This is a genomic window from Streptomyces sp. NPDC000345, assembly GCF_042898825.1.
Classification (GTDB): Bacteria; Actinomycetota; Actinomycetes; order Streptomycetales; family Streptomycetaceae; genus Streptomyces.
Genome location: NZ_JBIAZE010000010.1, coordinates 1 through 13,917, shown reverse-complemented (window position 1 = coordinate 13,917; position 13,917 = coordinate 1). Strand labels below are relative to the sequence as shown.

Below are 13,917 nucleotides of genomic sequence, written 5' to 3'. Positions count from 1 at the left end.
CTGACACCCGCCCTAGACTCGACACCGTGCTCGACCTCGCTCCTCTCGCCCGCTTCGGCGGCCGTGTCGCCACCGGTCTCCTCGACGTCACCAGCGACCCCGCCGCCCTCGACTCCGCCGGTTTCTGGGCCGTCTGCGCCGGCTTCGAAGGCCGTCTGGTCTGCGCCCGCTTCGCCGACGTACGGGACGAACCGGTGCCCGCGCCCGTGCCGGGGGAGTGGCGGGGCCCCGCGGCCGGTGACTGGACGTCCTCGCTCGACCGCGCCGCGTACACCGGCGGCGTGCGCCGGATCCGGGAGCACATCGCGGCCGGCGAGGTCTACCAGGCGAACCTCTGCCGCGTCCTGACCGCGCCGGTCGGGCCCGGCGCCGACGTGGACGCCCTGACCGCCCTGCTGGCCCGCGGCAACCCGGCACCGTATGCAGGAACGATCCGCCTGCCCGCGCACGGCGTCGAGATCGCCACGGCGTCCCCGGAGCTCTTCCTCCGCCGCGACGGACGGACGGTCGAGTCCGGCCCGATCAAGGGCACCGGCCGCACCGAGGCGGACCTCCTCGACAAGGACTACGCCGAGAACGTGATGATCGTGGACCTGGTCCGCAACGACATCGGCCGGGTCTGCGCCACCGGCAGCGTGACCGTGCCCGACCTGTGCGCGGTCGAGAAGCACCCGGGGCTGGTCCACCTCGTGTCCACGGTCCGCGGCGAGCTGCGCCAGGACGCCGGCTGGCCCGAGCTGTTCGACGCCGCCTTCCCGCCCGGCTCCGTCACCGGCGCCCCCAAGTCCAGCGCCCTGCGGATCATCGACGCGCTGGAGACGGCACCCCGCGGCCCGTACTGCGGAGGCATCGGCTGGGTGGACGCCGACCGGGGCACGGGCGAGCTGGCCGTCGGCATCCGCACCTTCTGGATCGACCGGAGCCCCGACGGCACGGCCGTGCTGCGCTTCGGCACCGGCGCCGGCATCACCTGGGGCTCCGACCCCGAGGCGGAATGGCGGGAGACCGAGCTGAAGGCCGCGCGACTGCTCGCGGTAGCGTCGGGAACGTACGAGGTGAGTGAAGGGACCCTGACGTGAAGATCTGGCTCGACGGCGGGCTGCAGGACATCGATTCCGCCCGTGTCTCCGTCTTCGACCACGGCCTGACCGTGGGCGACGGCATCTTCGAGACGGTGAAGGCGACGGAGGGGAGGACGTTCGCGCTCACCCGTCACCTCGACCGGCTGACCCGTTCCGCGCGCGGCCTCGGCCTGCCGGACCCCGACCACGACGAGGTCCGCCGCGCCTGCGCCGCCGTCCTCGAGGCCAACCCGATGCCGCTCGGGCGGCTGCGCATCACCTACACCGGCGGTCACGGCCCGCTCGGCTCCGACCGCGGCGATCGCGGCCCCACCCTCGTCGTCGCCCTCGGTGAGACCACCCGCCGCCCCGACTCCACCGCCGTGATCACGGTCCCGTGGACCCGCAACGAGCGCGGCGCGCTGACCGGCCTCAAGACGACCTCGTACGCCGAGAACGTCGTCGCGCTGGCCCGCGCCCACGAGCACGGCGCCTCGGAGGCCCTGTTCGCGAACACCGTCGGACAGCTCTGCGAGGGCACCGGGTCGAACGTCTTCGTCGTCCTGGACGGCGAGATCCACACCCCGCCGCTCGCCTCCGGCTGCCTCGCGGGCATCACGCGCCGGCTCACCGTCGAGTGGACCGGCGCGAAGGAGACCGACCTCCCGCTCGACGTGCTGGAGCGCGCCGACGAGGTCTTCCTCACCTCCACCCTGCGCGACGTCCAGGCCGTCCACCGTGTCGACACCCGCGAACTGCCCGGAGCCCCGGGCCCGGTGACCGCCAAGGCGATGCGGATCTTCGACGAGCGCGCGGGGGACGACCTCGACCCCTAGGACGCCGCAGGGACGCGGAAGCAGCGGAAAAACGAGCTGACTCCTGGGCGTACGGCGGGTAGAAACCCCCTGATGACCACCACACTGCGGCCGACCGAGCCGCTACAGCGCGCCACCGACGGGTCCCTGTCCCGCCACTACCAGGTGTGCGTGAACAGCCGCCCCGTCGGAGCCTTGCGCCTCTCGACCGATCCGCGTTTCGGGCCCACCGTCGCCCAGATCGACGACCTGCGCATCGAGGAGCCGGACCGGGGCCGGGGCCGTGGCGCCGTGGCGGCGCTCGCCGCCGAGGAGGTGGCGCGGGGCTGGGGCTGCCGGCAGATCGAGATCAGGGTGCCGGGCGACGCCGCGGCCGCGCTGCGCCTCGCCACGGCGCTCGGCTACGTCCACCGCAACCGCGGCATGGAGAAGCAGCTCGGCGCCGCCGCGCCCCTCCTGCCCGAGGGCAGCCGGAGCCGGCCCATGACCGAGGCCGAGTACGGCCCGTGGCACGAGCGCGGCGTCGCGGAGTACGCACAGGAATGGATCGACCGCGACGTGCCCGAGGCGCTCGCACGGACGAAGGCACTGCAGGACTACGCGCGGTCGCTGCCGCGGGGCCTGGCCACGGAGAACACACTGATCAGCGTCCTGGAGCACGAGGGCACCCCGGTCGGCGACCTGTGGCTGGCCTTCACCGGCGACAAGGCGTTCGTCTTCAACGTCGAGACCTACGAGGAGCATCGCGGCCGGGGACACGGCCGCTCCCTGATGCTCCTGGCCGAGGACCGGACGGTGGCCGCCGGCAGGCAGGTGCTCGGCCTCAACGTCTTCGCGGGCAACACCCCTGCCGAGCGGCTGTACGAGTCGCTCGGGTACGTGACCGTGGGCTACTCGATGTACAAGAACCTGCTCTGAGGCTCCCGGTTCACCCCGCCCCGGCCAGCAGCCGGTCCGCGATCTCCTCGATGCGCTCGCGCAGCCCCTCCTGGCTCTTGCCGCCGTCGAGGCGCTCGCCGCCGATGACGTACGTCGGGGTGCCGGTGACGCCGATCGCCTTGCCCTCGGCCTGGTCGGCGTCCACGATCAGGATGTGCCGTCCGTCGATCAGCGCGGTGTCGAACTCCTCGGCGTCCAGCCCGAGTTCACCGGCGACCTCGACCAGGAGGGATTCTCCCGCACGGTCCAGCTCCTCGACCCGGGCCAGCACGGCCTCGACGTACGGCCAGCCCTTGCCCTGCTCCAGGGCCTCCTCGGCGGCCTGCGCGGCGGCGAAGGCGTGCTTGTGCTTCTCCAGCGGGAAGTGCCGCAGCCGCAGCTCCAGGCGGTCGCCGTAGCGCTCGCGCAGGGCACGCAGGTCGTCGAGGGCCCCGCGGCAGTCCGGGCACTGCAGCTCGCACCAGACGTCCAGGACGACGGCGGGAGGGGCGGATGCCGGGGCGGACGGGGCGGCGGAGGCAGAGGAGGAGTCACTCATGCCACCAGTCTCCCAGCCCGCCCCCACCCACCCCAATCCGGACCACCGTCGTGGCCGGCCCCCGCACCCCCGCTGACCGCCGCCCTCTTCCGTGCGGGCTGTCCCTCGCCCGGCCCGCCTGCGCCTCCCGCAGGACCGCCCGCGGGCCCCGACCGGGACCTGCGGAGGAGCCGACCCGGAGATGTCCCTGATGTCCGGCCGGAGCATGGCCCGGGAGCGGTCAGGAGGTGCAGGATGGAAGGGACGAAGCGCCCGTCCGTCGAGGCGCTGAGTCGCCGTCCCTGCCCGAGAGCGCCTCGCCTGGAGGACCGCATGATCGCCGAGACCGTCTGTTCCGCCGTCGCCGCGGCCGGCCTGGGCATCGCGGCGGTCACGGCCTACCGCAAGCGCTTCCTGTCCGCCGTCCGCATTGCCGCCTACGCGCTCGTGCCCCTCGGGCTCGTGATGACGGGCGTCGTCGAGTGGCTGGCCGACACCGCCTTCAGTCCCACCGCCTGGGCCGGTTTCGCCGTGCTCGGCGTCGCCTGGGCCCTCTTCGCGACCACCCGTGCCGTGGAGCGCCGCCGGGGCGGCACCCGCGGCACTCGCAAGGAACGCAGGGCGGCAGCCCGCTCCGCCCGGACCGACGCCGTGGCCCCGGCCGCCCCGGCGCCCTCCCTGGGCCAGGCAGCGCCCCGCCCGGCGTCCCGCCCCGCATCCACCCCGCGCGCGAAGGGCGACGCGGACGACTTCAGCGACATCGAGGCGATCCTGAAGAAGCACGGGATATGAAGCCGGGGAGCGTCCGAGCCACGCCGCGCCCCTGCCAGGGTGCGGCCTGCGGCCGCCGCGCCCCCGGCACCTCTGCGACGGTGGCCCGACGGTTGAAACGACACAGTCGGCCCGTCGGCGCGCGGAAATGATCACGGCTTGAAAGCGACGTTGCGGAATACGGCGAACACCCGCTCATCCCGGGCGCGTTGATCGCGCCGGACGCCTGACCTGCGTCATCATCGCCCCGAGATGCTGGACATGAAACAAGGCGACACCGCGCCGCCTCAGGAAGAGCCGCGCGGCTGCCTCTTCGCCCTTTCCCAGCCACCGCTGATGATCTTCCTTGCGGTGATCGGGTGTCTGCTGCTCATTGCTTCGCTGCATGATCTGCTGCTGCTCTGAGCCGTACCCGCGGTCCCCGGCGCCACCCGCCGGGGCCGCGTCGGCATCGAGGAACCACCCTCGGCACGCACCGGGGCCGAGCGCCTCAGCCCGTAGCTTCCTTGCGCCGTGCCCGGTAGGCGGCCACATGGAGACGGTTGCCGCAGGTGCGGCTGTCGCAGTAGCGGCGGGAGCGGTTGCGGGAGAGGTCGACGAAGGCGCGCCGGCAGTCGGGGGCCTCGCAGCGCCGCAGCCGCTCCTGCTCCCCGGCCACCACGAAGAAGGCCAGCGCCATGCCGCAGTCGGCCGCCAGATGGTCCGCGACCGAGGCGCCGGGCGCGAAGTAGTGCACATGCCAGTCGTAACCGTCGTGGTCCGTGAGCCGGGGCGTGGTGCCCGCGGCGGCGACCAGCTCGTTGATCAGACCGGCGGCGGTCCGGGCGTCCCGGGCCGCGAAGATCCCGGCGAACCGCCCGCGGATCTTGCGTACGGCGGAGAGGTCGAACTCGGAGAGCACGCCGACGTCACTCATGTCGTGCCGTCGTACGAACTCCGTGAGAGCGGCGACGTCCGCCAGCGCGTCCGGGGAGGTCTCGTCCTCCGGCGCGGTGTTCACCAGATCCACCACGGCATCAAGCGCACACCGGGTGTCGTGGGTGATCAGCACGTTTCGCTCCCTGGCCTGAGGGTCGGGCGGACGCCCGCCGATGCTGGCCGATGGTAGCCGCCCCGCGCGCGGAAGCCACGGGGCTCCCGGCCCCGGCTTCCCGCGACGCGGTCGCGTGCGCGCGCCGACGCCGCACCACGGCAGGCCGTGGTGCGGCGTCGGCGCGTTCCCTGTGCGTCGGTCGTGGCCCGAGCCGTCTCCCCGAGTGGACGGCGCCGGGCGGCTCGGTGTGAGCCTCGCCCTAGCTTTCCGCCAGGATGTGCGAGAGCTCTTGGTCGAGGTCGAAGTGCCGGTGTTCCGTGCCGGGAGGCACGGCCGCGTCCGTCCGCTTCAGGAAGGACTCCAGGGCCCGCGCCGGGGCCTCGAGCAGAGCCTCGCCCTCAGGGGAGCTCAGGGCGATGCAGACGACGCCCTGACCGTGGCTGCGCGACGGCCAGACACGGACGTCGCCGGTTCCCGTGGGTCGGTGCAGGCCTTCGGCGAGGAGGTCGCGGGCGAACACCCACTCGACGGTCTCCTCGGCTCCGGTGTGGAAGGTGGCGTGCACGGCGTAGGGGTCGGCCGTGTCGTACCGCAGGCCTGCGGGGACAGGCAGGGAGGACTCGCTCGACACAACGAGGCGCAGGTGCAGCTCGCAGCTGACCGTGGTGTTCATAAGCGCCAGGGCCTTTCGCTCAGTGTGCGCTCGGGGATTCGCACGTCGGCGAAATCGACATGCCACCTACGGTGCCGTTGTAAACCCCTCTGAGTGTTTTGCGTGCCTTTACGTAACTCTTCCGGCCGAGAGACTGTTCGCGTAGTACCACCATTCCGGTGACTGGAATCTCTCAGGTAGGGTCTGGGTGTATGAATACGGGGAGTAACGAGCCTGGCGAGGTAGCCATGGCGGCGGACGGGACGAAGGCGGGTGGAGCGGCGGACGAGCCGCAGGACCAAGGGCTCGGCTCCAGGGCCCCCGAGTTCGTCAAGGCGCGCCGGGCGCTGCACCTGAGCTGGCAGGTCGGCGTCTTCGTCATCGGTCTGGCCGTGGTGGGCGCCGGCATCGTCATGCTGCCGCTGCCCGGACCCGGCTGGGTGGTGATCTTCGGCGGTATGGCGATCTGGGCGACCGAGTTCGTCTGGGCCCAGCTGGTGCTGCGCTGGACCAAACGCAAGGTCACCGAGGCCGCCGCGCGCGCCCTCGATCCCAAGGTGCGCCGCCGCAACATCATCCTGACCTCGGTCGGCCTGGTGATCATCGGCGTTCTGCTGGGCGTCTACGTGTGGAAGTTCGGCTTCGAGATGCCCTGGAACATCAAGGACCAGTGATCTCCGGTGGAGCTCCCGTTGATCTTCGACGGAGGCGCGGGGTCCGGGCGGACCTGGTCACAGGCACCCCCTGACATGGGGTAATGTTCTTCCTGCGCCCGGGCGATTAGCTCAGTGGGAGAGCGCTTCGTTCACACCGAAGAGGTCACTGGTTCGAACCCAGTATCGCCCACCTCAAAGCGGTGGCCCGTCCGCGAGAATGCGGACGGGCCACCGTCATGTGTGGCGCGGTCACGGGCGAGCGGCAGCGCCTCCGGCGCGATCACCCGGCCGCCGACGAGGCGTGACGGTACGCAGTCGTCGCACCGTCTCGCCCTGCCCTCTCGCCGCGCGGCTCAGCCACCCCGGCCCGCCGCCGGTCGGTCGCCACCCCCGCCGTGCAGGCGCGCCGCATCCCTCCCTCCTCCTTGCCCACGTCGGGTCCACCCGCCCGCTTCCCGTCCCCGCCCTCACCGGCGGATTTCCGTCGCTCCCTCCCGCCGTCCATGCGCCGCCCGCTGGTTCGACGGGGCGAACGCAGGCCTCCCACCTGGGACTTGGCCGCCCGTGTCGCCCCGGGCCGCCGCCGTGTGCTGCCTGCGCCCCCGAGTCGCCGCGCAAGAAATTCCTGTCCGAATCATTGACGCTCCCTCAGCCCCCTCGTACCTTGTGCCAGCAAGCGCTTTCTTGAAACGATTCATGCAAGCGGCAATGACGCTGCGGGGAGGGCCCGACTGTGGGAACCAGCAGGAATGTTGAGAGGCGAACGATCCTGAAGGCGGCCGGAGCGACGGCGGCCACGCTCGGGCTGGCCGCGACTGCGGGGTGCGGGGGTGACAGCGGTTCCGGAGACGGGACGGTGACGCTCCGTTATGCCTGGTGGGGTGGTGAGCCGCGCACCATCGCCATCAAGAAGACGATCGCACTCTTCGAGAAGAAGTACCCGAAGATCAAGATCAAGCCCGAATTCACCGACTACGAGGCGTTCTGGGAGAAGTTCCAGACGCAGGCCTCCGGCGGAAATCCGCCGGACGTTTTCCAGAATGCGGTCGGTTTCCTGCGCAAGTACGACAAGCGCGGTGTTCTGATGGATCTCAAGTCCCAGGCGGACGCGGGGAATCTGAGCCTGGAGAACTTCCGCAACGGCGTTCTGGCGAACGGTCAGGTCGACGGCAAGCAGATCGGCATACCCGTCGGCGCCAACACCATGGCCCTCGTCATCGACCTCAAGGCCTTCAAGAAGGCGGGCGTGGAGGCGAAGTTCGGCTGGACCTGGGACGAGTACTTCGACGCGCTGCAGACGATCCAGGACAAGCTGAAGATCGCCGGTGACACCGGCTACTTCAGCATCATGTATCTCTACGACCTGTATCTGCGGCAGAACGGCAAGGCCTTCTTCACCGACTCCGATCTCGGCTTCACCGAGGACGATCTGACGCAGTGGTGGGAGGACGGCTACAAGCGCGTGAAGTCCGGGCTCGTCGCCGACCCGAAGAAGATCGAGCAGGCCAAGCCCAAGTCGGGCCTGTCGGCCGGGCTCGCCGCGTCCGAGTTCACCTGGGACAACTTCTCCATCCGCTACGAGGGCGAGGGCGAGTCGGACTACGGGCTCGCGCCGATCCCCACCACGGACGGCAAGGACACCGGCCAGTACCTCGGTTCGCTGATGCTCAGCGCCTTCTCCGGGACCAAGCACCCCAAGGAGGCCGCCCAGTTCATCGACTTCATGGTCCACGACCCCGAGGTGGGCAAGATCATGGGCTACGACCGCGGCCTCCTCGCCACCACCGAGCAGTACGACGCCTTCACACCGACCGACCCCAACAACAAGGGCGTCGCCGCCTACGAGGAGGAGGTCGCCAAGGCCGGCGTCCTCGGGAAGATCACCCCGCACCCGTCCGGCGCCGATGTCGTCGAGGCGGCGTTCCTGCGCATCGGCGGTGAGGTCGCCCAGGGCAAGAGCAAGCCGGCCGACGCCGCCAAGGCGCTGTTCAGCGAGGCCAAGGCCGCGTTCGCGGGCTGAGGGGACGTACCACCATGACGCTCGTCAAGGAAGCGCCCGCGCGCCCGGCCGGGAAGCGGTCCTCCGCTCCCGCCGCCGGGCGGCGCGGGCGGCGCCGCGAGAATCTCGCCGGCTATCTCTTCATGTCGCCGTGGATCGCGGGGTTCCTGCTGCTCACGGCGGGGCCGATGATCGCGTCGCTGTACTACGCGTTCACCAGCTACAACCTGTTCACGCCGCCCCAGTGGGTGGGGCTCGACAACTTCACGACGATGTTCCAGGACCCGCGCTGGCAGAAGTCGGTCGAGGTCACGCTGAAGTACGTCGTCGTGGCCACACCGCTGAAGCTGCTGCTCGCCCTCGGCGTCGCCCTGCTGCTCGCGCAGAAGCGGCGGGGACAGGGTCTGTACCGGGCCGCTTTCTACATGCCCTCGCTCATCGGCGCCAGCGTCTCCGTGGGCTTCGTGTGGCGGGCGCTGTTCTCCGACGACGCCGTCGTGGACCGTACGCAGAAGATCTTCGGCCTCGACGTGGGCGGCTGGATCGGCAACCCGGACTACGTCATCTACGCCCTGGTGGCCCTGAGCATCTGGCAGTTCGGCGCTCCGATGGTCATCTTCCTGGCCGGCCTGAAGCAGGTTCCGCGGGAGCTGTACGAGGCAGCCGAGGTCGACGGGGCCGGCCCCTTCCGCCGGTTCTGGAACATCACGCTGCCGATGATCTCCCCGGTGCTGTTCTTCAACGTGCTGCTGGAGTCCATCCACGCGTTCCAGGTGTTCGGCTCCGCGTACGTGGTCTCCGACACCCGGTGCGGGCCGGCCGACGCCACGCTCGTCTACACCTGCTACCTCTACCAGAAGGGCTTCAAGGAGGCCCAGATGGGCTTCGCCTCCGCGATGGCCTGGACGCTGGTGGTCGCGGTGGCGCTCGTGACGGCGGTCCTGTTCTGGTCGCAGAAGAAGTGGGTGCACTACGAGGAGGCCGCCAAGTGACCAGTGCCACCACCCCCGTCGTGCGCGCCCCGCACGAGCGGCGGCGCACCGGATCGATCGCCTGGCACGTGGGTGCCCTCGTCGTCCTCGCGGTCGTGCTGTACCCGGTGATCTGGGTCGTGGGTGCCGCGTTCAAGCCGAGCAAGGACATCATCGCCAGCCTCGATCTGCTGCCCGCCAAGCCGGTCTGGGCGAACTTCTCCGGGCTCGCGGACGGCATCTCCGGCATCTCCATCAGCAGCTTCTTCGTGAACTCGCTGATGTACGCGGTGCTCGCCGTGGCCGGTGTCGTGCTGTCCAGCTCGCTGACCGCCTACGCCTTCGCCAAGATCGGGTTCGCCGGGCGGAACCTGCTGTTCACGCTGATGATCGGCACGCTGCTGCTGCCGTATCACGTCCTGCTCATCCCGCAGTACGTGATGTTCCGCAAGCTCGAGCTCGTCGACACGCTGGTGCCGCTGGTCGCGGGCAAGTTCCTGGCCACGGAGGCGTTCTTCGTCTTCCTGATGGTGCAGTTCATGCGCGGGCTGCCGCGCGAGCTGGACGAGGCCGCGAAGCTCGACGGCTGCGGACACCTGAGGACCTACTGGTCCATCGTGCTGCCGCTGAGCCGTCCCGCCCTGATCACCAGCGCCATCTTCACCTTCATCAACGCGTGGAACGACTTCATGGGGCCGTTGATCTACCTCAACACGCCGGACAAGTACACCGTCTCGCTCGGCCTGATGATGTTCCGCGACCAGGAGGGCATCTCCAACTACGGCAGCATGATCGCGATGTCGCTGGTGGCGCTGGTGCCGGTCATCGCCTTCTTCATGGCCTTCCAGCGCTACCTCATCGACGGTATGGCGACGTCCGGACTGAAGGGCTGAGGCGGTCACCCATGGCGCAAGCACACGGGAAGGCGCGTCCCGCGCGCAAGGAGTCCGTGTTCGGCGAGCGGTTCGCCGTCTTCGCCGAATGTCTCCTCACCGGCGTGTGGATCGCCGTGGCCTGTCTCGGGGTCGTCACCTGGCCCGCCGCGTTCGCCGCCGGCGCCCGCCATCTGCGCCGGCGTACGGTCCATGAGAGCGGTGGGTGGCGGGAGTTCGTCGCGGACTTCCGCACGGCCCTGCGCGGCGGGTGGGCCGTGGGTCTCGCCGGCTGGGCGGCGGCCGGCGCGGTCTGGGTGGACGTGCTGGCCGCGCGGGCCGGGATTCCCGGAGGTCCGTTCGCCGGGGCCGTCGGCCTCTTCGCGCTGATCGGGCTCGTCGTGACCGTGCTGCGGGCGGCCGCCGTGTGGACCCCGGGTGACGCCTGGCGGAGGCTGCTGGCGGACTCCGCGCGGCGGACCGTACGCGATCCCGCCGGGTCCTTCCTGGTCGTCTGCGGGCCGGCGGTCGTGGCCCTGTCCGCCTGGTTCGTCCCGCCGCTGGCGGTCCCCGTGCTGGGGGCCGTCGCGGCGGCGGCGGTGGCCGTCGAGGAGCGGTACCGCAACCGCTGAGCCTCCCCGCCCTGCCCCGAGGCCGGCGCCACCGGCGCCGCACCTCACTCTGTCATGCCCCTGACCAGCCCACTGTGTGTACGGACACGCATCCCGCACGGACAAGGAAAGGCTGCATCTCATGTCTCCCATCCCCCGCAGGTCCCTCCTCAAGGCGGCGGCCGTCGCAGGAGCCGCGGCCCAGTTCTCCTGGGCCCTGGGCGCGAAGGACGCCGAGGCCGCGCCCGGAGCCGAGGCGGCGGACGCGGAACCGGTGACCCTGGACTGGCTGGAGGACGGCGGTCTCGGCGCCGCCCCCGGCTCCACGCTCGGTGTGCCCTGGCCGATGGGCGTCCACCAGGAGGACCAGACCTTCGCGCTGACGGACGCCGACGGCAAGGCCGTGCCCGTGCAGTCCTGGCCGATCGCGTACTGGCCGGACGGGTCCCTCAAGTGGACCGCCCACGCGGTCAGTTCGGGCACCGGCAAGCTGACCCTCACCGCCGGCGACCCGGTCGCTCCCGACAAGAAGGTCACCGTCGACAAGAGCGGCGGCACCGTCGACGTCTCCACCGGTGTCATCACCGTCAGGATCGGCAAGGACGGCACCACGCTCATCAAGTCCGTCCGGCGCGGCTCCACCGAGATCGCCAGGAACGGCCGCCTCGTCCTGATCCGCCAGCCCGAGATCGAGGACGAGGACCAGGGCACGGTCAGGACCGAGCGCTTCGAGGGCGCCGTCGGCGGGGTCACCGTCGAGCAGGAGGGCCCGGTCCGCGCGGTCGTCCGCATCGACGGCAAGCACCGCAAGGGCAGCCGCAGCTGGATGCCGTTCTCCATCCGGCTCTACTTCTACGCGGGCGCCGACTCCTTCCGGATGGTCCACACGATCACGTACGACGGGACCCAGGAGCCGGGCAAGGCCAGTGGCGACTTCATCCGCGGTCTCGGCGTGCGCTTCTCGGTCCCGATGCGCGACGCGTCCTACGACCGGCACATCCGCATCGGCGGCGAGGGCACCGGTCTGCTGCGCGAGGCCGTCAAGGGCATCACCGGACTGCGCCGGGACCCGGGCGCGGCGGTCCAGGCCGCCCAGTACGCGGGCGAGAAGCTGCCCGACCCGTCCACCTGGGACCAGCGGGTCACCACCCGCCTCCAGTACATCCCCGAATGGGGCGACTACACCCTCTCCCAGCTCTCCGCCGACGGCTTCACGCTCCGCAAGCGCACCAAGAAGGGCTACGGCTGGATCGGCGCCGGCGGCGGCAAGCGGGCCTCCGGCTTCGGGTACGTCGGCGGCGTCAGCGGCGGATTCTCCTTCGGTCTCAGGGACTTCTGGGAGAAGCACCCCGCCCAGCTCGACATCCGCGACGCCCACACCGAAGAGGCCGAGGTCACCCTCTGGCTCTGGTCGCCCGAGGCGCAGCCCATGGACCTGCGCTTCTACCACGACGGCATGGGCCAGGACACCTACCCCGAGCAGCTCGAAGGCCTCAACATCACCTACGAGGACCACGAGCCCGGGTTCGGCACCCCCTACGGGATCGCCCGTACCTCCGAACTCCTCTTCTGGGCCAACGAATCGACCCCCGCCCCCGCCAGGCTCGCCGAACAGGTCGAGGCCGTACGGGTGCTGCCGCAGCTGGCCGCCCCGCCCAGGCAGCTCATGCGGGCGAAGGTCTTCGGCCCGGGCCTGTACTCCGAGCCGGACCGCTCCACCCCCGCCAAGGCGAAGATCGAGGACCACCTCGACTTCCTCTTCACGTACTACAAGGACCAGGTGGAGCAGCGCCGCTGGTACGGCTTCTGGGACTACGGCGACATCATGCACACCTACGACACCGTCCGGCACCAGTGGCGGTACGACATCGGCGGCTACGCCTGGGACAACTCCGAGCTGTCGCCGGACCTCTGGCTCTGGTTCGCCTACCTCCGCTCCGGCCGGGCGGACATCTTCCGCTTCGCCGAGGCGATGACCCGGCACACCGGCGAGGTCGACGTCTACCACATCGGCCAGTGGGCGGGCCTCGGCACCCGGCACGGCGTCCAGCACTACGCCGACAGCGCCAAACAGCAGCGCATCGCCAACACGACCTACCGCCGCTACTACTACTTCCTCACGGCGGACGAACGCGTCGGCGACCTCATGCACGCCAACGTCGACTCGGACGAGACGTTCCTCGCCCTGGACCCCCTGCGCAAGATCCGCACCGAGCCCTACACGCCCGACCGGCACGCCCTGTCGATCGGCTTCGGCACCGACTGGAGCGGTCTGGTGTCGGCGTGGCTGACCGAGTGGGAGCGCAAGGGCCCCAAGTGGGAGAAGGCCAAGGCGCGTGTCCTGTCGACGATGGAGACCATCGCCGCCCAGCCCAACGGCTTCGTGCAGGGCAGCGGCCTGTACGACCTCGACACCGGCAGGTTCGCGGTCGCCACGACCCCGGTCGTCGGCGTCTCCCACCTGTCGGCCGTCTTCGGCCTCAACGAGCTGTGCGCCGAGCTCATCCACCTCGTCGACATGCCGGCCTTCAACGAGGCGTACTACGACTACTGCCGCTACTTCAACGCCACCAAGGCCGAGCAGGCGGCCCGCTACGGCACCAACTTCGGCACCCTGCTGCTCTTCCAGGGCCACTCCCGCCTCGACGCCTACGCCGCCGTACAGACCGGTGACGCGGCGCTCGCCAAGCGCGCGTGGACGAAGTTCTACAGCTCCGACGGCTACACCGAGTCCTCGCCGTGGAAGACGGAGCCGCTGAGCGGCCCCGCCACCCTCGTCGCGGGCAGCGAGGCCGCCTGGGTGTCCACCAACGACACCGCCCTTTACGGCCTCGCCGCCATCGAGAACCTGGCACTGCTCGGCGACAGGATGCCGTCGTAGCCGAAGGGGCCGGAGCCGGTCCGGCGTGACCCGCCGGACCGGCCCTAGTGTCCCGGTCCGGAGATGCGGTCGCAGTAGCGGCAGATGCGGTCGATGATCTGGTCTGCGGTTTTGGTCCACTTGAAGGGCCGAGCCTGTT

Annotated in this window: 14 protein-coding genes and 1 tRNA gene; 12 read left to right on the top strand and 3 right to left on the bottom strand. The window is 70.6% G+C overall.

Features of this window, described 5'->3' with window-relative positions:
* Positions 1-26 precede the first annotated feature (26 nt).
* The 3 genes from ACFY30_RS23950 (at position 27) to ACFY30_RS23940 (ending at position 2,794) form a co-directional block, all read left to right on the top strand.
* On the top strand, positions 27-1,079 hold the full coding sequence (locus ACFY30_RS23950; protein ID WP_390847190.1) for a chorismate-binding protein: 1,053 nt from the start codon (positions 27-29) through the stop codon (positions 1,077-1,079).
* Positions 1,076-1,897: an aminotransferase class IV gene (locus ACFY30_RS23945; protein ID WP_390824035.1), complete on the top strand. Its 822-nt coding sequence runs from the start codon at positions 1,076-1,078 to the stop codon at positions 1,895-1,897. The genes ACFY30_RS23950 and ACFY30_RS23945 overlap by 4 nt, the downstream gene beginning before the upstream one ends.
* A 69-nt stretch (positions 1,898-1,966) precedes the next feature.
* Entirely contained in the window at positions 1,967-2,794 is an 828-nt protein-coding gene (locus ACFY30_RS23940; protein ID WP_390847422.1) for a GNAT family N-acetyltransferase, read from the top strand.
* A gap of 10 nt (positions 2,795-2,804) precedes the next feature.
* On the opposite strand, the gene ACFY30_RS23935 is transcribed toward ACFY30_RS23940, so the two are convergent.
* Positions 2,805-3,353, bottom strand: a complete 549-nt coding sequence (locus tag ACFY30_RS23935) for a DsbA family protein (protein WP_390847189.1) — start codon at positions 3,351-3,353, stop codon at positions 2,805-2,807.
* Between the two features lie 312 nt (positions 3,354-3,665).
* On the opposite strand from ACFY30_RS23935, the gene ACFY30_RS23930 reads away from it, so the two are divergent.
* Complete coding sequence (locus ACFY30_RS23930) at positions 3,666-4,124, top strand: hypothetical protein (protein WP_390847188.1); 459 nt, start codon at positions 3,666-3,668, stop codon at positions 4,122-4,124.
* A 231-nt stretch (positions 4,125-4,355) separates the two neighbouring features.
* Positions 4,356-4,508: a hypothetical protein gene (locus tag ACFY30_RS23925; RefSeq protein WP_390660876.1), complete on the top strand. Its 153-nt coding sequence runs from the start codon at positions 4,356-4,358 to the stop codon at positions 4,506-4,508.
* An 85-nt stretch (positions 4,509-4,593) separates the two neighbouring features.
* Here the strand turns inward: ACFY30_RS23925 and ACFY30_RS23920 are convergent, their stop codons facing one another.
* Both ACFY30_RS23920 and ACFY30_RS23915 read right to left on the bottom strand, forming a co-directional pair.
* Positions 4,594-5,154, bottom strand: coding sequence for a CGNR zinc finger domain-containing protein (locus tag ACFY30_RS23920; protein WP_390847187.1), 561 nt, complete (start codon positions 5,152-5,154; stop codon positions 4,594-4,596).
* 241 nt (positions 5,155-5,395) lie between these two features.
* Positions 5,396-5,809 (bottom strand): SsgA family sporulation/cell division regulator, encoded by a 414-nt coding sequence (locus tag ACFY30_RS23915; RefSeq protein ID WP_004002642.1) that lies wholly within the window; start codon positions 5,807-5,809, stop codon positions 5,396-5,398.
* A gap of 191 nt (positions 5,810-6,000) precedes the next feature.
* On the opposite strand from ACFY30_RS23915, the gene ACFY30_RS23910 reads away from it, so the two are divergent.
* From ACFY30_RS23910 to ACFY30_RS23880, 7 genes are all read left to right on the top strand, one after another.
* Positions 6,001-6,462, top strand: a complete 462-nt coding sequence (locus tag ACFY30_RS23910; protein ID WP_390847186.1) for a TIGR02611 family protein — start codon at positions 6,001-6,003, stop codon at positions 6,460-6,462.
* Between the two features lie 100 nt (positions 6,463-6,562).
* A tRNA-Val gene (locus ACFY30_RS23905) sits at positions 6,563-6,634 on the top strand.
* Positions 6,635-7,177: 543 nt separating this feature from the next.
* Complete coding sequence (locus ACFY30_RS23900) at positions 7,178-8,464, top strand: ABC transporter substrate-binding protein (RefSeq protein ID WP_390847185.1); 1,287 nt, start codon at positions 7,178-7,180, stop codon at positions 8,462-8,464.
* Positions 8,465-8,478: 14 nt separating this feature from the next.
* On the top strand, positions 8,479-9,435 hold the full coding sequence (locus ACFY30_RS23895) for a carbohydrate ABC transporter permease (protein ID WP_390847184.1): 957 nt from the start codon (positions 8,479-8,481) through the stop codon (positions 9,433-9,435).
* Positions 9,432-10,307 (top strand): carbohydrate ABC transporter permease, encoded by an 876-nt coding sequence (locus ACFY30_RS23890; protein ID WP_390847183.1) that lies wholly within the window; start codon positions 9,432-9,434, stop codon positions 10,305-10,307. The genes ACFY30_RS23895 and ACFY30_RS23890 overlap by 4 nt, the downstream gene beginning before the upstream one ends.
* Before the next feature lie 11 nt (positions 10,308-10,318).
* Complete coding sequence (locus ACFY30_RS23885; protein ID WP_390847182.1) at positions 10,319-10,918, top strand: hypothetical protein; 600 nt, start codon at positions 10,319-10,321, stop codon at positions 10,916-10,918.
* Positions 10,919-11,039: 121 nt separating this feature from the next.
* Positions 11,040-13,778 (top strand): Tat pathway signal sequence domain protein, encoded by a 2,739-nt coding sequence (locus tag ACFY30_RS23880; protein WP_390847181.1) that lies wholly within the window; start codon positions 11,040-11,042, stop codon positions 13,776-13,778.
* The last annotated feature ends 139 nt before the right edge of the window (positions 13,779-13,917 follow it).